Raw genomic sequence first — 18,397 nt, forward strand, 5'->3', positions numbered from 1 at the left:
TAGCGCACCCGCACGAACAAAAAGGATTTTTGGGAAGTTATTTAGAGCTCAGTTTTCTGTGGGTCACATGACTACAAATCCAACAATAATACAATTTGTACTCAACCAGTATTCTGAAAAAAGGGTCCCCAACCATGAGAATGCGCCATCTGCGCTATTTCCTGATTGTTGCCGAAGAACTGAGCTTTGTCCGAGCGGCAGCCAAAGTCCATATCGAACCCTCCCCTCTTTCTCGAGCCATCAAAGAACTTGAAATTCAACTCGGCGTACGTCTACTGGATCGCAGCAAGGGACGTATTCAACTCACTTGTTCAGGGAAGGCTTTCCGCGAAGAAGCGCATCGCATGCTGGCGTTCATGGAAGCAGCAAGGATGCGTGTACTGGCAACATCAAATGGTGCCTGTAGCTACCTCCGTATTGGTTTGGAGGACGGATTGGCCCAACCACGCATTGCACAGTTGCTAGCTCGATGCCGCGAGGAAGAGCCCCGCACTAACATTCGAGTAGTACAGTTGAAGCCAAGCGATCTGTTCCAAGCCCTGCGATACGATCAAATTGACGTCGGTCTCACCCTAACCGAGCTGGACTCTGATGAATTCATCCAAAGACTCGCTTGGGAAGAGCGCCCTGCGGCTGCAATACCTATTCGCCATCCGTTGCTTTCTCTCGAGGAGATCCCACTCAGTGAATTACTGCGATACCCCCTAATCCTGTCCAACCCAGAGCAAGACGCCAAGAATCAGAAGGTCGTTCCTCAATGGCTGCAAGAGCAGCAGTTGCCCAAACTAAAGATCGCCGAGTATGCAACATCACATGAAGCGATGATGATGCTGGTGTCTGCTGGATATGGCGTCACAATAGGCCTGGAATCGCAACTTGCGCTGTATCGGCACCCAGATGTCATCGTTCGGCCACTGTCGAGCGAAACGCCTGATGTACCTACCTTTGCTTCAGTACTGAATAGACCCTTCTCGGACGAACTTCAGCGGTTTCTCATACGAATGGACGCGATGGGCAATAAAATTACTATATAGGCAAACTTTGTTGTCAGAACTGGCTCGACAGAATAGTTGAAATCCGTACTTTTTGAGCCTGTACCACGATGATAAATGTCATTTAGAGCATGGGGACTTTGGTTTGAGTTTTACGTTATCACCTCTAGAACCCTCTATAACGGGTATTGAAAATACTCCTGCGTAAACAATGACATTTTTTGTCTATCAAGAGACAAATTATATCGTCTCCATCCTTGTATCAACGAAAGAGCAGTACGACACATAGTTTTCGTCCTACCATCTCCTCGCCAGCCCTTCAGACTCAACACTCGTAGCAGTGGCTGCATTGAACTGTGTTGTATTTAACCGCAAGACTATGAATACGGTAGTTCCTTTCGACTCATTGATTGATGTGCACCAAAGGCAGTGCTCATTTAATCCCAGGTCATCCGCCACTGAGTGCCATCAAGCATCAAGGAGTGACCGTCATGCTTTCTCAGAACACCACCCCATCGGCGGAGCACCGCATCCTGCGACGCCCTGAGGTCGAGGCCAAGACCGGGTTCAAGCGCGCCCATATCTACAGTCTGATGAAACAGGGCAAGTTTCCAAAAGCTCTACGCGTTGGAGTTCGCGCGGTCGGCTGGGACTCGAACGAGATCAATCAGTGGATCGCTGAACGCCTCCAGGAACGTAGCTGAGGCCACTCCTTTTCTTGCTAAACAGGAGCAAGCCATGCACGTCATTTCAATCATCTCGACCAAGGGCGGCGTTGGCAAAACCACCATCGCTGCGAACCTCGGCGGATTCATGGCCGACGCGGGTTTGCGAGTTCTGCTGCTGGACTTGGATATGCAACCTACGCTGTCTTCCTACTATGAGATTGCCCATCGCGCTGGCGGTGGGGTCTACGAACTTCTGGCCTTCAATGAGCGCGATGTTTCACAACTGATGTCACACACTGCCGTTAAGGGGTTGGATGTCATTCTTTCGAACGACGAGCATCGGCAACTCAACACCTTGCTGTTGCACGCCGCGGATGGTCGTCTGCGCTTGCGCAACCTAATGCACGTGTTCGAGAAGCACTACGACTTGGTGATTATCGACACCCAAGGGGCTCGTAATGTACTGCTGGAGATGGCTGTACTGGCTTCCAACGCAGCCATCTCACCCGTGACGCCAGAGATCCTCGCCGCCCGTGAAATGCGGCGCGGAACGTTACGACTAATTGAAGATCTTGCACCTTACCGCCATCTGGGCATTGAGCCCCCCCAGTTACATCTGCTGATCAACCGCATACCCGCTGTTTCGAAAAACGCCAGGCTGATCCGCCAGACACTACGGCTGATATTTCGAGAATATGCAGGCATTCACGTCTTACGGACCGAGGTGCCGGCAAACGAAACATTCCCAAAGGCAGCCACTCAGGGAATACCGGCCCATCGTGCCGAATACCGGCGTCCAAGCGGTCGATTGGCCCCCGCAGCACTGGAGATCATGCGGGCTTTGGCCATAGAGCTTTGTCCGCAGTGGCGTGAGCATTTCGATCAAGTCACTGGCAAGGTCGGTCGGAGGCAGAAGCATGTCGAATGCACATGAACTGGCTCAAGGTAATGAGCGGCTTCTGCCGCTAATCGAACATGCACTAACTCAAGGTTGGAGCATTTCACGATCGCCCAATGGTTGCCTCACGTTTTTAAAACCTGGACTACCAGCGATTTATACGCGCCCGACCAAGGATGAGGTGCGTATCGAAAGCAATCAAAAAATACAGGCCGTGCGTTCGGATAATGGGAGTAACAACCATGGCTGAGCTGTCACCACAAGACATGGCGTCGAAGCTACTGAACGACGGTTTTTCACGCTCAGGTCCAATAGCGGAAGCCTTGACCGATCCAATAGTCGACACCGCCATGGTGGTGACACTGGACGAACTGCGCTCCTATGAACTGAACCCTCGTGTGACGCGCAACCCGCTCTTTGATGAGATCAAGGCGTCCATTCGCGAACGTGGACTGGACGCACCGCCAGCCATCACCCGACGTCCTGGAGAACCCCACTTTGTTATTCGTAACGGGGGCAACACTCGCCTGGCGATCCTTCGTGAGCTTTGGACCGAAACCAAAGACGAACAATACTTTCGCATCCTCTGCCTGTTCCGCCCTTGGCCCCAGGAGCGCGGAGAAATCATGGCCCTAACTGGGCATCTAGCCGAAAACGAACTGCATGGCGGACTGTCGTTCATTGAGCGTGCGTTGGGAGTGGAGAAGGCCCGCGAATTCTATGAACTGGAGGACGGAAAACCACTGTCGCAATCCGAGCTTGCCCGGCGCCTGAAGATTGATGGCTATCCCATTGCGCAACCACACATCAGCAGGATGCAAGATGCCGTGCAGCACCTCCTGCCTGCGATCCCGAATATCCTCTACGGTGGTTTGGGTCGACCGATGATCGAACAGCTCACTGGACTGCGTCGAGCCGCGGCCCGCACCTGGGAAAACCATGCCTTGGAAAAACCGCCTGCCATCGACTTCCCTACATTGTTTCAGGACGTTCTGACAGCCTTTGACACTTCACCATCAGCTTTCTCGCTGCAGCGAGTTCAAGATGAACTTATTGGTCAAATGGCTGACCTGCTCGGCGTGAGCTACGACATGCTAGCCCTGCAGATCAGCGACTCGGGCAAACGCTGGAATGCGCTCAGTAGTGACCTCTCCAACACAGCAGCGTCATCGACAGCGCCGCCTACGGAACCACACTCTTGTCCCCCATCGACACCATTGTCAGATGGCCACACCTCGCCAACAAAAAAACGAAGCGACAAAACGTCAGACTCTTCAGCCCCAACGACAGATACTGGCCAGCAGCATAAACAGACAAAACAGCAAGATACCCCACCTCAAGGACACATCATCTCCCCCATTGCCACTACCGAACGCCTGCAGTCTATTCAGCGTCTGGTGGACGAGCATATAGGGGAAGCAGCACCTGACTTGGAGAACCGTGCACCACAGGCCATTCCGATACAAGTCGATGGCCTGTATCCAATCGCCGACATCTGGTACATCGCACCCTGTTTGCAAACACCTGATCACCTGCGGGCTCACATTGCGCAGTTTGCTCGAGAAATCGCCGCCGAAGCCGGAGCAGCCGACAGGATTTCCCCCAGCGCTCAGGGTATAGGCTTCACCTGTACCAGCAGTTTCTCCAGAGTCAATACATCCACTCACGAACCGTTCGTGGACGCCGTTCTGGCGCTGCTGTATGCATTGAGCGCTCCTTATCAGCAAGACCTTCCACCTGCCTCAGTTGATCACTCACAACACGTCGAAAAACTTGGGGTCTTGCTGCAGGGGTTGGCACAAGCCAACGTCATTACTCAGGAACAAACCGTTCGTCTGAGTGACGCCGGGCTGGTCAAGCTATTCAGGTTGCTGCGCCTGGCACGTTGCCTTCTGGATCTGGAGGCAGGGCGCACGGGCGGCGCAAGCTCCCCTTCCGACTCGTCAAACGGAGAGTGAAATGTCCGGTCCTCATCCTCTCAATCAAGCGGTGATCGCGCAGGCACTTCACGACCTGCGCAACGGCCAACTACGCCGAGCCAAGGCGATGGGGTTCGACGACGAGGACCTGGAAGCGCTCAAGCATCCTGCCCTGGTCAGCTTGCTTATCAACTCCTCGGTCTCCTGGTGTTCGGTACGCGTCAACAGTGACGTCCTTAATTACCTCCTGAATCAGGTAAAGAACGTTGCCGAGGAGATTGAAGAAGTCGATCGGCTGTTGCGACTAGGAGCCAGTACCGAGCTGATCAGCAAGTTCTTTGGCCTGACGCATCAGGAGATTGCCCTGCGTCGATCCGTGATCAGGCTCCCCAAGCGCAAAGGTCGTTACCCGGTGCTGACCGAGGAGCAAGACACTGATCTGTGGCATCACTGGTCAGCCCGCGTGAAAGCACAAAAGATCGATCTGGATGATGACACCGCCATGCTCGCCCTCAGTGCGGATCTCGCGGAGTCCACCACCCTCCCCCTTTCAGTCGTCTGGAGCTCCGTTCGTGGATGGATCGACGAAGGGCTTGGTTAACCATGGGCCACCTGAATCAAGTCGGTGCTCCAGTAGCGCTGAACAAACTGTTCGATAAAGCACTGAGTCGTCTTCAAGCACAAACTGCCGCCACTGCACCTGTGGCAGTGAAACCGCAAACCGATGGTTTTCTCTTCAGTGGTAACCACCACGACAGCGTGCCGCGCGCGCTCTTGCTGGACAGACGGCTGACTCCCCTGGAGCGCAACGCCTGGCAGGTGTTTCGCTTTCTGCTCAACGACGATGGCATCACCACGTTTCCCACCTACGACCAGCTAAGCACATACCTCGCCTCCACCCCCTGTTCGGATCGCGCATCCCACGAGACAGTGGCCAAGACGCTGATAGCATTGCGCCTGACCCGCTGGATAAGCCTCGTACGACGTCAGCGTAATCCAAAGAGCGGCCGCATGTTAGGCAATCTATACGTGTTGCACGACTCTCCACTGACGCCCTATGAGGCCATGCAGCTCGATCCGGAATATCTCAGCCTGGTCAGTCAGGCGCTGGAACATGCGAGCAAGTCGGTCCGGCGTGTCGGCGTACATGTCTTGGGGGAGATGGGGGATGATCCGTTGCTCAGCGGACGGGTGCTGCCCACACGACTGCAGGTTCTCTTCCAACAACTGGCAAGACGGGGGCTGAAGGAAACAGCCAGTACTTCACAAACCGCAACCGCCCAGAATTCCGAAGACGGTCAAAATACCCTTCTTCGGAATTCGGCCGCCCAGTCTCTGGAATCCGAAGTGGGTGACAACGGCAGTAAAACCGACACACTTCGGATTCCGAAGGAGGACCGTACAGTACGTATAAAAGACTTAAAAAAAGTACGTACTGTACCGCACGAGCAAGAAGAACTTCGGTTGTGTGAACGCTTCAGAACCCTGAAAGCAGAGCAGCAAAATGGGGCGTTGGTTGCTTTGCAGTCGGTCGAATGGAGGTTACATCAGGCTATCCTGGATGAATGGGATGCACGCTGCCAAACCACCACCGTGCGCAACCCTGCCGGCTATCTGTTCGGGCTGATCCAAAAGGCGGTACATGGTGACTTTCGATCCTGGGAGGCACAGAAGACCAGGCCACCGCGAACAGTGACGTCGGTCGAGGCAACCCCCGCATCGACGCCAACGGATCCCAAGGTGGCACACGCACACATTGCGCAACTCCGGGTATTGATGGGGGTGAAATGAGATTGAATAGTGTCCACAGAAGACTATGGAAACCTATACCACTGGTATAGCTGTACGCATGGTGCACTTCACTTGACCAATTAGTCGCACAAGATCTGACTGCCATACTTCGTGCATCATGACCCGATTCACACCGCCCATTATTGTATATGAGACTTGGCAGCAACTATGTGATGCATATCCGGTTACTGCGGACAGCCATTTTTTTGGTTGAGAGCAGGACGCTGGGAAAGGGCCTATGGCACATCCGTTGCTCTAACTCAGAAACTGGCGCGAAGGAATAAGCTCCCACAGGGGCCAATGCACTGCATCGGTTCGCTCACTGTTGAGTGACTATCTCGCGGCGTTGCAAGATTTCGACGATCGCTTTCTCCAAATGAAATGGAGCACTGACCGTAGCGTTAACGTCAAGACGATTCATATTCGTGATCGTGGGAGCGCTTCTTGCGTGACTTGCTAATTTGCCAATAGGCAATAGTAAAAAAAAGGCGCTTAGACTGTGGCTCAGTTTCTCACTCTGACGATGCCCACCCCCCAAGATAACAACAGTTGCCCCGCGCTGTTCGAGGCAAGTGTGTCGTCTTTTAAGTTGACGGACTTTTCACATGTGCTGACTTTCACAAAATTTAGGGCGTGAATGAGCGGTACTGGCTTGGTACCTAGCGAGATCTTTTTCCTTAATGCTTATGATAAATTGTGAATCACCAATTATTAATAAGCGATTTAATGACGTTCAAATATTTGTCTTCTATGATTTACAACTTATTAATTTTTGATACCAGTGGTTGATAACCTAATGAAAAAACTTTGTTTGCACGGTGTGGTGGCCATCACTGCGCTGTACTTGAGCGGACAGGCATGGGCCACTCCAGAGCTGCTGGTTAAGTTTCACATGGGCATCGGCAACGGCACGACCCAGGAAGTGGGCGGCACCCTGGTTAACTCGGGGGATGCACCGATTACTCGAGGTTATCTGGTCGTGACACCGATTGATGCCCAATGTCATCCGGGGGCCAGCGTGCTCTATCCAATTGGCCCAGTGCCGCCTGGCGAGGAACAGCCATTTCTCGTACCGGTGACCGAACGCTTTTCCAGTTATCGCTTGCAGATGGGCGCCTTTGATGAACAGGGTTTTGCTGTTTCAGCCAAGGATGCCAATCAAGCCATTCTGGATGGGCGAGTTAACGAAGATCGCGAGAAGTGTAACGCGGCCCGATCTCATTAAACTGCTTTAAGCCCCTTAAAGATTTTTTTGGTTACTGTGCCGCTGACTTAAAGGCAGTGCGTTGATTGTCTGTGTGACTCTATTAATTACGTACGACTGAACTTTACTGAGCCGTCTTAGAGACGCCTTACAATAGGTTATTTATTTCAAGACTTTAATACCTTTAACGCAGTATGTGCCAGTGGCGCGTGCTTATTAGATTTTCGTAGGTGAAGTTTAGTTATGTTATTTCCAAAGAAACAAGCGCTTACCTATTTAAGCCTATTGTGTTTTACCGGGCATATAACCTCATCAGTAGCCGCCCCGTTACAATCAACGATGGCCGCCGTCGAGAAGTTGCAAAAATACATTATCTATCAGCCGGTTCAGGGCGAGACGCTGGAGGCGGTGGCCGAGCGCTTTTCGCTGCCGGTCAGCGCCTTAACCGCACTGCGCGAGCAATTTCAGGCCTACGGCTGGTCGTCCACCGTGGTGCTGGTGCCCTACAGTCCGCGGGGCGAAGCGCGGCTGTATAACCACTATGTCACCTACCAGCTCAAACCCGGTGAAACCCTGGCCGCGGTAGCGGGCAAGTTCAACCGCTCCACCCGTGAACTCTCGACCTTGAACGGGCAGCTCATGCAGGCCAGCAAACTGGCCACGCTCAAGACCGGCGACATCATTTTGGTGCCCGGCCCGCTGGGCTTGGCCGACAATGGCCAGCCGTCGGCCGAACAGCGCAAGGAACAAGACTCGCTGACCAACTCCGTGGTGCAGGAAGTGGTCGGCGCGGCGCAGATTCTAGGGGCGAACCAGAAAAAAGGCGCCGCCCCATCCGGCATGCTGGCTCAGCGGGCAGTGGGTGGACTGACCGACGGGGCCTCTCGCGAGATAGAGAAGTTTCTCGGCGCCAACGGCACTGCCAAGGTCGGTATCCAAGCTAACGTCAATGGCGGTCAGGTCGCTTACTCGCTGGATTACCTGCAACCGCTGTACGAGCGTGAGCACGACATCGTGTTCGCTCAAATCGGTGGCCGGACCTTCGGCGAGCGAAAGCTGGCTAACGTCGGGATAGGGTATCGCAACCAGATCAATGAACAGTGGGTCCTGGGGGTCAACGGCTTTCTCGACCAGGACATGTCACGTAACCACACCCGTGGTGGACTCGGTGGCGAGGCCTGGACCGATCAGGCGCGGTTTTCAGCCAACTACTACACCCCGCTCAGCGGTTGGAAAACCTCCAAGGACCATCGCCTGAACAGCGACCCGGACAGCCGCATCCTGCAAGAACGGGCCGCCAAGGGCTGGGACACCAATGTGGAGGCCGGGGTTCCTGGTGTGAAACAACTGGCCGTCACCGGTAAATTCTTCGAGTGGAAGGGTGACCGGGTCGACGTGTCGGGCAGTCGCAGCCAGACCGAAAAAAATCCGAAGGGCTATACCCTCGGCACCAAGTATCAACCCATTCCCCTGCTGACCCTGAACGCGCAACACACCCAGGTCACCGGCGGTTCGGGGGGTTGGGAGTTGGGCATGGGGCTGAACTGGGACTTTGATAAGTCACTCAACGAACTGCTCGACCCGAAAAAGGCCGTGGCCCTGAGTCCGCTGGCGCAAGCCAAGACCGATATCGTCAATCGTAACTACAACATCGTTCTGGAATACCAGGAAAAGGACAAATACGCCCCGCTGACCTTTGCCCTGAACAGCATGAGCATGATGGCCGGCACTAACGATCCGGGCTTGCGGGTTCAAGGCGGGCGTCAAGGCCTCGTCACCTACTCCTCCTCCGATCCGTTGGTACTGACCGTTGACTCGGCCACTGGTGTGTTAAGCGCCCTGGTGATCGGCACGGTGACCATTACCGCCGTGGAGCACAATGGCGCCGGCAAAGTGTTCGGTTCGGCCAGCTACACCGTCACCATCACCCCCAATACTTCCGTGCCGACGGTGAACGTAACCGGCATTACCGGCAGCCTCAGCGTGGGTTCCGTGTTAACCGGTGCCTACCTCTTTGAACCTAACGGCGGTGATGCGACCGACAAGTCGAGCATGGCCTGGCTCAACGGTGGTCATGCCGATACCACGGCCCAGTATTTGCTCGACAGCGCCGACATCGGCCAGGTGCTGACGTTCGAAGTGACCGCAAAAAACGGGGCTGGCCTGATCGGCAATACTTCCAGCATGAACACGAGTGGCGTGATTGGGGCACAGATCCCCGTGGTGACCATTCAGGATGCGGCCGGTAACGCCTTGAATGGCGTGACCTTTGTGGGTGAAGTCCTCAATGCGGTGGTGGTGTGTGCCAGCACCTGCAGCGCCAGCAGCTTCACTTACCAGTGGGAAGAAGAAACCACCCCGGGCAGTGGCGTGTTTGTCGATGTGGCAGGGGCGACGGCACAAACCTTCACCATCCAACCGGGCCATCAACTCAAACAGGTTCGAGTGACTGCCGAACCAAAAAAATAATGCCTAGGTGAAGCCTCCACTACACCAGTCGCGATCTCCACGGCGGTACTGACGGTCGGCGAGGGCTGTGTATGAGGCTTCACACCGTCCTCCCTGTCCATCTATGCCGTGGCGGTCATCCTGCAAATGATCTTGTGGGAGGTTGCCGCGCAAATGACCGCTCATTACCTGATGTCGGGGTGGTCGTGCGTATTGTTTTTAACCCAGGTGTGAGTGGCCAGACGCTTAAGCCGCGGATGCGGTGCAGAACAGTGGACTCTGGATAACAGTTTTCTGCCACGCAGAGCGAGCTTCTTGGTTTCTTGGTTTCTTGGTTTTTTTGAATTTTTTATTTCAGGTTTAGATAACGCTCATGAAGCTACTCAGAAACAACATCACCGTCGGGATATTGATAGCGTCGCAATTGATGTATGGCGTGCCAGCCTATGCGGAAAAGTACACCTCGGAGCCCAGCCCTCAGATCCACGGACGTGCTCCGGTGGCCAGTGGTCTGGCGTTTGATAATCAGATGCCGGCCCTTGGCGACACCGTCAAATTGTTCTATGTCTTTAGTGACCTGGACGGTGATGCGGAACACGGCACCGCCGTACAATGGCTGCGCGACGGTCAGCCTATTCAGGGGGCCACGGCCTTCAGCTACACCTTGAGTGAGGCCCGCGGCGATCGTCCAGGCCAACGCCTGAGCGCAGAGGTCACGCCCAAGACTGACCCGACGCTCTCCGAGCCGTCCATCGGCCAAGTCGCAAGCCTGGAGATCATGGTCGCCGGTGATCCAGCGGCCCCTCCGGTGGTGACGGTCACTGAAATCACCGGCAAGCTGACGGTGGGCAGTACCCTGACCGGCGTTTACGAATATAAAGATGGCGGCAGTGGCTCCAGTGATGCGTCGACCAAGTTGTGGCTGAACGGCGGTCACACCGACACGGATAACGACGACACCTATGTGCTGGCCGATGACGATGCTGGTCTGGTACTGACCTTTCAGGTTCAAGCGAAGAATCTGCTGGGCGTCGTGGGTAACACGGACAGTATGGACACTGCGACAGCAGCGGGTGTGACCGATGGTAACGGTGCAGGGGGTGTGGTTAACCTGAACGTTAAGCCGGTCATCAGTGACCTTAAGATCAACGGCACACTGAAGGTGGGTGAAAAACTGGTCGGTGAGTACAGCTACGATGCCAACGGCAGTGGTTCGGGTGATGCATCGACCTATAAGTGGGCTCTGCTCAATCAGTCGGCTGCTGGTGTAGGTGATGGCAATACCGTGACCAACAGTGGCGAGGTACCGGCTTACACCATTAAAGATATCGATGCCGGCAAGGTGTTGGAAGTATCGGTGCAGGCCAAGAACCAGGCCAATGTAGTCGGTAATCAGCTGACCATGACCACGTCGAACCCCGGCAGTACGATTGATGGCGGTAGCCCAGGCGGACTGGTGGTTAACCTGAACGTTAAGCCGGTCATCAGTGACCTTAAGATCAACGGCACACTGAAGGTGGGTGAAAAACTGGTCGGTGAGTACAGCTACGATGCCAACGGCAGTGGTTCGGGTGATGCATCGACCTATAAGTGGGCTCTGCTCAATCAGTCGGCTGCTGGTGTAGGTGATGGCAATACCGTGACCAACAGTGGCGAGGTACCGGCTTACACCATTAAAGATATCGATGCCGGCAAGGTGTTGGAAGTATCGGTGCAGGCCAAGAACCAGGCCAATGTAGTCGGTAATCAGCTGACCATGACCACGTCGAACCCCGGCAGTACGATTGATGGCGGTAGCCCAGGCGGACTGGTGGTTAACCTGAACGTTAAGCCGGTCATCAGTGACCTTAAGATCAACGGCACACTGAAGGTGGGTGAAAAACTGGTCGGTGAGTACAGCTACGATGCCAACGGCAGTGGTTCGGGTGATGCATCGACCTATAAGTGGGCTCTGCTCAATCAGTCGGCTGCTGGTGTAGGTGATGGCAATACCGTGACCAACAGTGGCGAGGTACCGGCTTACACCATTAAAGATATCGATGCCGGCAAGGTGTTGGAAGTATCGGTGCAGGCCAAGAACCAGGCCAATGTAGTCGGTAATCAGCTGACCATGACCACGTCGAACCCCGGCAGTACGATTGATGGCGGTACCGATGACGGTAAGGTGATTAATCCAGAGGCCAAGCCGTCGATCAAGGATCTGAAGGTTTCCGGCAAGCTGAATCCGGGCGAAAAGCTGAAGGCCACCTACACCTTCGAAACCAATCACGGTAACCAAGAGGACATGTCGTTCTATCTGTGGGGTTGGAAGGACGATACGGGCATAAAAGTCGCTAATGAGGGCAGCGCAGTGAAGGAGGGCGGCAATGTACCGGAGCATCTCATTGGCAACGACGACGTCGGCAAAACGCTGGAAGTGTCAGTACAGCCGAAGAACGGCGCGGGTAAAATCGGTGAAGTGAAGACCTCCGATCCCACTACAGCTGTTCTAGGCGTTGTCCCTGTGGCCAGAAACGTCAAAATCACCCCTTCTCTTACTAATAAATTCTTGTCCAGTGCGGGTCAGATTCTAAGGGGCAGCTACGATTACGAGCACAGCATCGCTCAAGGCAATTCGACGTTCCAGTGGTATCGCAGCGACCAGCCCATTACCGGTAACGGTGCCAATACCAAAGAATACCGGTCAAGCAAAGCTGATATAGGTACGATAGTTAGCTTTGGTGTGACACCCGTATCAATAGCACTTACCAACAATATCGGCGCTGAGGTTAAATCTGAGCAATACCGTCTTGTCAATCCTATTACCCTCTTCTATAAGCCGGATACAGCGCCTAAGAATTTGAATGATGCAGATTCTTATTGTCGCTACGTTAAGGGAACTCGTTTGGGAACAAGAGACGAGTTAGTTGCTTTATTTTATGGTGCGACATCTGGCCAGATCCCCGTTTTTGATATATTCAACCAGCCTCACGGCTGGCCGGGTGGTAGCGGCGGCGAGATCTACCCGTACTTCTACTGGTCCAGCGACAGGCCCAGCGGCGGCCGGGTCATACAATTCCCGACCTTCGTCGACACCTTCATCGGCGTAAACCTGAGCAGCGGCAACGACCGCAGCAGCTTCGAGCTTTCCAAACTACTCCAGGTGGCTTGTGTTCGTTGAGGGTTTAACGTTTAGCTTTTAATTTGTAAATTTGCTTTTGTTTTTGCTTGGGAGAGGTCGGTATATGGAAATTGGCGAGCGTTTGCGGTTGAGTAAATCCAGCGATTGGTTGGCGTGTTTTCGTGAAGGGATTTTTATCCGTTTTTACGACACGCGTCTGGGTTGGTTTTGTCAGCAGGGTAAGCCGCTCAAAGTGTTGCAGCGTTCATTCAAATAGCTCCAGGGCCGGGTAGTGCTGTATGGAGGCTTGCCGTAAGCAAGCCTCCAAGCTCCCCGCCCTGGCACGGTGCGGGAGCAATCCTGGGGTTAACTGCCACTGAAAGCCATGCTTGCCTATACCACTGGTATAGCTCGACAGACGACCCGCCTCCCACCCAAACATCTGAACCAGCCCATAAAGACGCGCTGATCAGTTGCGGATTCACAACTGACGCCCTTCCGACAACTGTTGATGCTGACGACTGGTAATAACCCCACGAGTCATCATCATGACCAACGACACCGAAACCCTGCAGTTAAACCTTGGGGCGCTGCGCAGCACCATGTCGCTGACCCTGCACACCCACCACGCTTCGCGCATCTGGCACGGCAGAGCGCCGACTGAGGGGAAGTCCGGAATCATCGGGCTCAATGGCTTCGTCTCCACCATGAACAAGCTCAAGCGAGGCGCTGAACAGGACGATCCCTACAGCGACTGGTGGATGCTGCGTATCGAGGACAAGCTCAACTCGACCAAGCAGCAGTTACAGAATCTGTGTGAGCAGGTTGACCAGGCCCTGGCCAATGTTCCGCCAGCACTCAGCCTGGGTGAAAACCTCAACGTCCAGCCGGTCAAACTGCCGCTATTTGTCGCCTCACAACTGGGCTTTATGGCGGTCTATCTGTTGGCCGACTACGACAATCTGGCTCGCCGCCTGATCCTGGCGCACCACACTGCCTTGATTGATCGCAGCACACTGGAGCGCTGGCTTAGCGAGGGTGCGCATGCACTGCGCAGTCTATTCAGCATGGCCCAGCAGTATCGCTATTCAGGAACAACTCGGGATGACTTCACCGCGAACAATGCTGCTGCACGCGCAGCCTTGGAGAAGTACGGTGAACTGCCCCAGGACGTTTTGGAGGGCACACGGCGCTCGCGTTTCGCGCCGCCCCTGACCCGCAGCATTGGCTCGCGAGCCGTTGCGCCAGAAGATGAAGCCGACATAGCGCCAGCCATCGATAACGCAGCTGAGCCAAAAAATACTCTGCTCGGCGTGAACAACGATGAGGAGGATCTGTAATGCGCCAATCTCATCAATTTGTCGCGCTGGAACAGTCTGCCTTCCTGAGTCTGGAACATGCGGCCTACCTAAAAGGCCTTTTAAAGCCTTTTAAAGGTAATGGACTTGAGACTTGGGCCAACCAGTGCATCGCGTTGCGTGACGGCATGATTGCGTTGGCGCAACGGCACCTGTTACCCCAAGCCCGCAGCTATCCCTTCAATCTTCTGCCCGTACAACTGACGCTGCAAACGACTGGCGCAGGCACTACCTTTCTGCGCTGGCGCAACATCGATCGATCTCGAATGGGCGTGGAGTTATGGGAGGGACTGCTACACGATTCAGCGACACCGGAGTCACTGATCGATGACCTGTACGCAATGGAGCAACAGCGCATCGTATTCAACATGCAAATGAGCGGCATCCACTCCATTGCACGCCAGGCCCAGGATTGCGCCAACAAAGCCAGCCGCGCCAAGGCGGTGTACCAACGGCGCATCGGCGCCACCAATGCTCGAGGAGGCATCTGATGAGTACGTTCTTTTATGGCGAGGGCAATATTGGTTCTGCGCCGGAGTATCGCGAGTTTGCCAATGGCAACGAAGAGCCGCACCGACTGGTACGCCTGAACGTTTACTTCGATAACCCGGTTCCGACCAGGGACGGGTTTGAAGATCGGGGTGGATTTTGGGCACCGGTCGAGATCTGGCATCGCGATGCAGAACATTGGGCCAGCATTTATCAAAAAAGGATGCGGGTTCTGGTGGCAGGACGGCAAGAGCGGGATGACTGGGAGGACGCCGACGAAAAACCACGCACGACTTACAAGATCAACGCGCGCTGCGTTGGCATACTGCCCTATCGCATCGAACAGGTTGTACTCAGCTCAAAGCCGACATCGAACGAGTCAGAGGACGAAGAGTGAAAGCGGTGGATCAGTATTCAGCATGTTTGCTGCCTACCTGCAGCGTCGCCGAGATGATTGGTTCAACTGTATTTAGCGTTTTTGATTTTCAACATACCCTGTGTCCAGAGTGATCTCCAGCTCCTGGCAGGAATCGCCCCACTATTGGGTGGGGCTCCGAAGCGTGTCCACGCCTTCTGCAATGGCATGTCCCTTCAGCGTAGAGCTAATGGGCGAAGGTTATTTATCTACCGTTACCCCTTTCGTATAGCCCATTGATCGATAGGCTCCGACTGCTATGGGTCTCCTGGCCGCTTTTGACCGAGCGACCAGGAGACCCATAGGGTCGGTCGTGTTCAGTGCCGGTACCCACCGGCGAAAAATGGGTTCCTTTTGTGCGCGGATGTGCGCCAGTAGTTGCCGGCCCTAACCACGAAGCGGGCCGGGTGCGCTGTGGCAACGGCAGATTTCGACGACAGCTATGCCTTTGCGGCAGACCACGGTGGTATCGCCCTCTCCCGCTGGAGGATCAACCTCCAGCGTCTTGTTCCTCTCCTACACGCCCCCAAACGGCCCTCTTGCCCACTGAGTGCAGGCACGGGCTCTGAGTTCAAAAGATCAGGAGAAGGCACATGAATGACCTCCCCTTGCAGTACGGCAGTGTTTGTAGCGGCATCGAAGCTGCTAGCCTAGCTTGGCTGCCACTTGGATTGCAGCCAGCATGATTCTCGGAAATCGCCCCCTTCCCCAATGCCGTGCTTGCCCACCACTACCCGACCATCCCCAATCTTGGCGACATGACACAGATTGCCCACAAGGTGCTGGCCGGGTTGGTTTCTGCGCCAGACCTTTTGGTGGGCGGCACGCCCTGCCAGTCCTTCAGCACAGCCGGCGCACGTCGGGGACTGTCGGATCCGCGCGGAGCAATCACTCTCAAGTACACGGAGCTCGCAAATGCCATCGACCAAACTCGTGAACAGCACTGCCAGGCACCATCAGTTATTGTCTGGGAGAACGTCCCCGGCGTGCTCTATGACAAATCCAATGCTTTTGGATGCCTGCTTGGAGCACTGGCCGGCGAAAGCACTGAACTGCAACCTCCAGGGCCAAGATGGGCAAACGCAGGTTGGGTGTCTGGCCCCCGTCGTCGCATCGCGTGGCGGGTGCTCGATGCTCAACATTTCGGCCTCGCCCAACGACGCCGTCGCGTGTTTCTTGTGGCAAGTGGTCGAACGGGATTCGATCCCGGCGAAGTACTTTTTGAGCGCACGAGCTTGCCTGGGCATCCTGCGTCGAGCGAACAACAGAGGCAAGAAAATGCCACCCGCCCTACAGGCAGTGTTGTCGATTCAGGCTGGCATGATCGACTGAAAGCAGATGCTGGCAAGCCTGCTTCAACGACTTTCTATGGCGGCGGTAATCAGCATTCAATTGATGTCGCCACAAGCTTGACCACCCGGGGTCACCGAGGTGACTTCTCGGTAGAAACCTTCATAGCTCATTCAATGACTCAATCCTGTACCGGCCAGCAAACCCATGCACTGACCACCGCCAATGGCGGCAAAGGCAGCAGTGAAGACGGCACCGGACGTGGAGTTCCTATCTTTACGATGCCGAGCACGGAATTCGCATTCGCTCAAAATGCTCGTGGAGAGCTGCGCCTGGAGTCGGGTCATGGCCAAATGAGCGGAACACTGATGCGTCTGGGAAAACCTGCCGAGGGCTTGCCGGCGATCGCTACAGCTCCAACACAAAGTCCTTCCGAAAGAATCCTCACCGAGTCTTGTGCGGGAGTATCAGCGACACTGCGTAGCAGCAATCAGGGAGGAGAGTTTGCTCATGTGGTGGTTCCCGACATTACAGCGAGTTTCTTGTATACCCTCGCGCCTCGGCCCGAGAACGCCGGATATGACTGGTCACTTTGGCGTGTACGACGCCTGATGCCAGTGGAGTGTGAACGTCTGCAAGGCATACCTGACGACTACACGTTGGTGCCTTATCGTGGCAAGCCAGCAGCAGACACCCCGCGCTATCAAGCGATCGGTAACAGCATGGCTGTACCGTGCATTAGCTGGCTGGGACAGCGCATTCTTGAGCAGCTCAACGAAGGTGGGAGCGTTTGAACACCGATTGCATCAGGACACCCATCATCCAGCACCTTGATCCTTATCCAGCCTTCGTAGCATCGGTCTTTCAGCTACATCGTGGATTCACCGCGACGACCGACCCAGTCCGTTCCGCCCCTCTGACGGACAGCGCCATCACTTAGCGCCGTGGGCATGCTCCTCATCGTCCAGGCAGAAAATTCCATTCCAGCCTGGACACCTTCTTAACCGCCACTCACCACTCACACCGCGGGGAACAAATCCCCGCAGGGATCTGTTGCGCCTCGCTCTAGCAGGAGAATCACCATGTATCCCAACAACAATCCCTTTGTCCGAGGCTTCCAGAACCTACGAGTTAACCGAATGCTTTTCATCACCTATGAGGATGACAGTCTGCCCGCATGGCGACCGCTTCACCCCAGCCAAGCTCATCTCACCGATGATCAGATTGCTCGCTTTCCTTGCATCCTGTGCAAAGACTTCGCGCTGATCACCGAGGGCCAGGAAATTCCTCAAGCACTGGAAGATCAATGTCAAACCGACGGAATAGTCAGAACCGTGGTGTACGAGATAGTCGGCGATGTTCGTGGCAAACCAGTTCACATCAGCGATACCTACTCGGAAGAAGCTGCACGCGAACTTGCGCAGTGCCTGAGTTTCGAGACAGGCTTCTACAGTCGCTGCTGGGAGATCAGCGCTGCTCATATCACCGAAGACGCCGCTCTTTACTTAGGCGAGTTGGCGGATACCAGCACTCCAGGTGCTCTGCTCTTCATCGCTTTTCGCATTCCAGACTGTGAGGCCGTTGGAGTGAAACTGATTGCGACTCCCTGGTCGGATGCGAACCTGCAATATATCGAAGGCCACACCGCCGAAGACCTTCGACAGGAGCATCTAGCCAAAGGAGTACCAAAGTGCTTGACCGATGTTTTGTACATAGCGGCCCTGGCTGACGTTCGTATGTTGATCTTCGATCCGGACGCACCTGTGCTCGATGCATTGACGCTGTATGACAACAGATAGCGTGCTCCTTACATCCCTCCACAGCC

General features: G+C 54.8%; 14 protein-coding genes and 1 pseudogene. All 15 read left to right on the top strand.

Going from position 1 to position 18,397, the window contains the following annotated elements:
• The first annotated feature begins 134 nt into the window (after nucleotides 1-134).
• On the top strand, nucleotides 135-1,034 hold the full coding sequence (locus KHO49_RS17420; protein ID WP_213665466.1) for a LysR family transcriptional regulator: 900 nt from the start codon (nucleotides 135-137) through the stop codon (nucleotides 1,032-1,034).
• Between the two features lie 449 nt (nucleotides 1,035-1,483).
• Nucleotides 1,484-1,696 carry an AlpA family transcriptional regulator gene (locus tag KHO49_RS17425; protein WP_213665467.1) on the top strand — a complete coding sequence of 71 codons (213 nt, stop codon included), beginning with the start codon at nucleotides 1,484-1,486 and terminating at the stop codon, nucleotides 1,694-1,696.
• 34 nt (nucleotides 1,697-1,730) lie between these two features.
• On the top strand, nucleotides 1,731-2,594 hold the full coding sequence (locus tag KHO49_RS17430; RefSeq protein ID WP_213665468.1) for a ParA family protein: 864 nt from the start codon (nucleotides 1,731-1,733) through the stop codon (nucleotides 2,592-2,594).
• Nucleotides 2,578-2,808, top strand: coding sequence for a type II toxin-antitoxin system HicA family toxin (locus tag KHO49_RS17435; protein ID WP_213665469.1), 231 nt, complete (start codon nucleotides 2,578-2,580; stop codon nucleotides 2,806-2,808). Before KHO49_RS17430 ends, KHO49_RS17435 begins: the two co-directional genes overlap by 17 nt.
• Nucleotides 2,801-4,516: a ParB family protein gene (locus KHO49_RS17440; RefSeq protein WP_213665470.1), complete on the top strand. Its 1,716-nt coding sequence runs from the start codon at nucleotides 2,801-2,803 to the stop codon at nucleotides 4,514-4,516. Before KHO49_RS17435 ends, KHO49_RS17440 begins: the two co-directional genes overlap by 8 nt.
• A gap of 1 nt (nucleotide 4,517) precedes the next feature.
• The gene (locus tag KHO49_RS17445) at nucleotides 4,518-5,078 is read left to right on the top strand and encodes a DUF2857 domain-containing protein (protein WP_213665471.1); all 561 of its coding nucleotides are present in this window, start codon (nucleotides 4,518-4,520) and stop codon (nucleotides 5,076-5,078) included.
• Between the two features lie 2 nt (nucleotides 5,079-5,080).
• Nucleotides 5,081-6,268: an STY4528 family pathogenicity island replication protein gene (locus KHO49_RS17450; protein WP_213665472.1), complete on the top strand. Its 1,188-nt coding sequence runs from the start codon at nucleotides 5,081-5,083 to the stop codon at nucleotides 6,266-6,268.
• Nucleotides 6,269-7,064: 796 nt separating this feature from the next.
• Nucleotides 7,065-7,493, top strand: coding sequence for a hypothetical protein (locus KHO49_RS17455; protein ID WP_213665473.1), 429 nt, complete (start codon nucleotides 7,065-7,067; stop codon nucleotides 7,491-7,493).
• Between the two features lie 336 nt (nucleotides 7,494-7,829).
• Nucleotides 7,830-9,941, top strand: coding sequence for a ZirU family protein (locus KHO49_RS17460; protein ID WP_213665474.1), 2,112 nt, complete (start codon nucleotides 7,830-7,832; stop codon nucleotides 9,939-9,941).
• Nucleotides 9,942-10,293: 352 nt separating this feature from the next.
• Nucleotides 10,294-13,080, top strand: coding sequence for a hypothetical protein (locus tag KHO49_RS17465; RefSeq protein WP_213665475.1), 2,787 nt, complete (start codon nucleotides 10,294-10,296; stop codon nucleotides 13,078-13,080).
• Between the two features lie 488 nt (nucleotides 13,081-13,568).
• The gene (locus tag KHO49_RS17470) at nucleotides 13,569-14,360 is read left to right on the top strand and encodes a PFL_4669 family integrating conjugative element protein (protein ID WP_213665476.1); all 792 of its coding nucleotides are present in this window, start codon (nucleotides 13,569-13,571) and stop codon (nucleotides 14,358-14,360) included.
• Complete coding sequence (locus tag KHO49_RS17475; protein ID WP_213665477.1) at nucleotides 14,360-14,869, top strand: DUF3158 family protein; 510 nt, start codon at nucleotides 14,360-14,362, stop codon at nucleotides 14,867-14,869. Before KHO49_RS17470 ends, KHO49_RS17475 begins: the two co-directional genes overlap by 1 nt.
• On the top strand, nucleotides 14,869-15,264 hold the full coding sequence (locus KHO49_RS17480) for a single-stranded DNA-binding protein (protein ID WP_213665478.1): 396 nt from the start codon (nucleotides 14,869-14,871) through the stop codon (nucleotides 15,262-15,264). Before KHO49_RS17475 ends, KHO49_RS17480 begins: the two co-directional genes overlap by 1 nt.
• Nucleotides 15,265-15,875: 611 nt before the next feature.
• A pseudogene (locus KHO49_RS17485) lies at nucleotides 15,876-17,366 on the top strand (DNA cytosine methyltransferase).
• A 288-nt stretch (nucleotides 17,367-17,654) separates the two neighbouring features.
• Nucleotides 17,655-18,371, top strand: coding sequence for a DUF5983 family protein (locus KHO49_RS17490; protein ID WP_213665479.1), 717 nt, complete (start codon nucleotides 17,655-17,657; stop codon nucleotides 18,369-18,371).
• Nucleotides 18,372-18,397 lie beyond the last annotated feature (26 nt).

Source organism: Pseudomonas sp. RC4D1 (assembly GCF_018390395.1).
Taxonomy (GTDB): domain Bacteria; phylum Pseudomonadota; class Gammaproteobacteria; order Pseudomonadales; family Pseudomonadaceae; genus Aquipseudomonas; species Aquipseudomonas danubii.

Coding starts and splice junctions, on each gene's coding strand:
- KHO49_RS17420 (WP_213665466.1), top strand. CDS start 135: ATGAGAATGCGCCATCTGCGCTATTTCCTGATTGTTGCCGAAGAACTG.
- KHO49_RS17425 (WP_213665467.1), top strand. CDS start 1,484: ATGCTTTCTCAGAACACCACCCCATCGGCGGAGCACCGCATCCTGCGA.
- KHO49_RS17430 (WP_213665468.1), top strand. CDS start 1,731: ATGCACGTCATTTCAATCATCTCGACCAAGGGCGGCGTTGGCAAAACC.
- KHO49_RS17435 (WP_213665469.1), top strand. CDS start 2,578: ATGTCGAATGCACATGAACTGGCTCAAGGTAATGAGCGGCTTCTGCCG.
- KHO49_RS17440 (WP_213665470.1), top strand. CDS start 2,801: ATGGCTGAGCTGTCACCACAAGACATGGCGTCGAAGCTACTGAACGAC.
- KHO49_RS17445 (WP_213665471.1), top strand. CDS start 4,518: ATGTCCGGTCCTCATCCTCTCAATCAAGCGGTGATCGCGCAGGCACTT.
- KHO49_RS17450 (WP_213665472.1), top strand. CDS start 5,081: ATGGGCCACCTGAATCAAGTCGGTGCTCCAGTAGCGCTGAACAAACTG.
- KHO49_RS17455 (WP_213665473.1), top strand. CDS start 7,065: ATGAAAAAACTTTGTTTGCACGGTGTGGTGGCCATCACTGCGCTGTAC.
- KHO49_RS17465 (WP_213665475.1), top strand. CDS start 10,294: ATGAAGCTACTCAGAAACAACATCACCGTCGGGATATTGATAGCGTCG.
- KHO49_RS17470 (WP_213665476.1), top strand. CDS start 13,569: ATGACCAACGACACCGAAACCCTGCAGTTAAACCTTGGGGCGCTGCGC.
- KHO49_RS17475 (WP_213665477.1), top strand. CDS start 14,360: ATGCGCCAATCTCATCAATTTGTCGCGCTGGAACAGTCTGCCTTCCTG.
- KHO49_RS17480 (WP_213665478.1), top strand. CDS start 14,869: ATGAGTACGTTCTTTTATGGCGAGGGCAATATTGGTTCTGCGCCGGAG.
- KHO49_RS17490 (WP_213665479.1), top strand. CDS start 17,655: ATGTATCCCAACAACAATCCCTTTGTCCGAGGCTTCCAGAACCTACGA.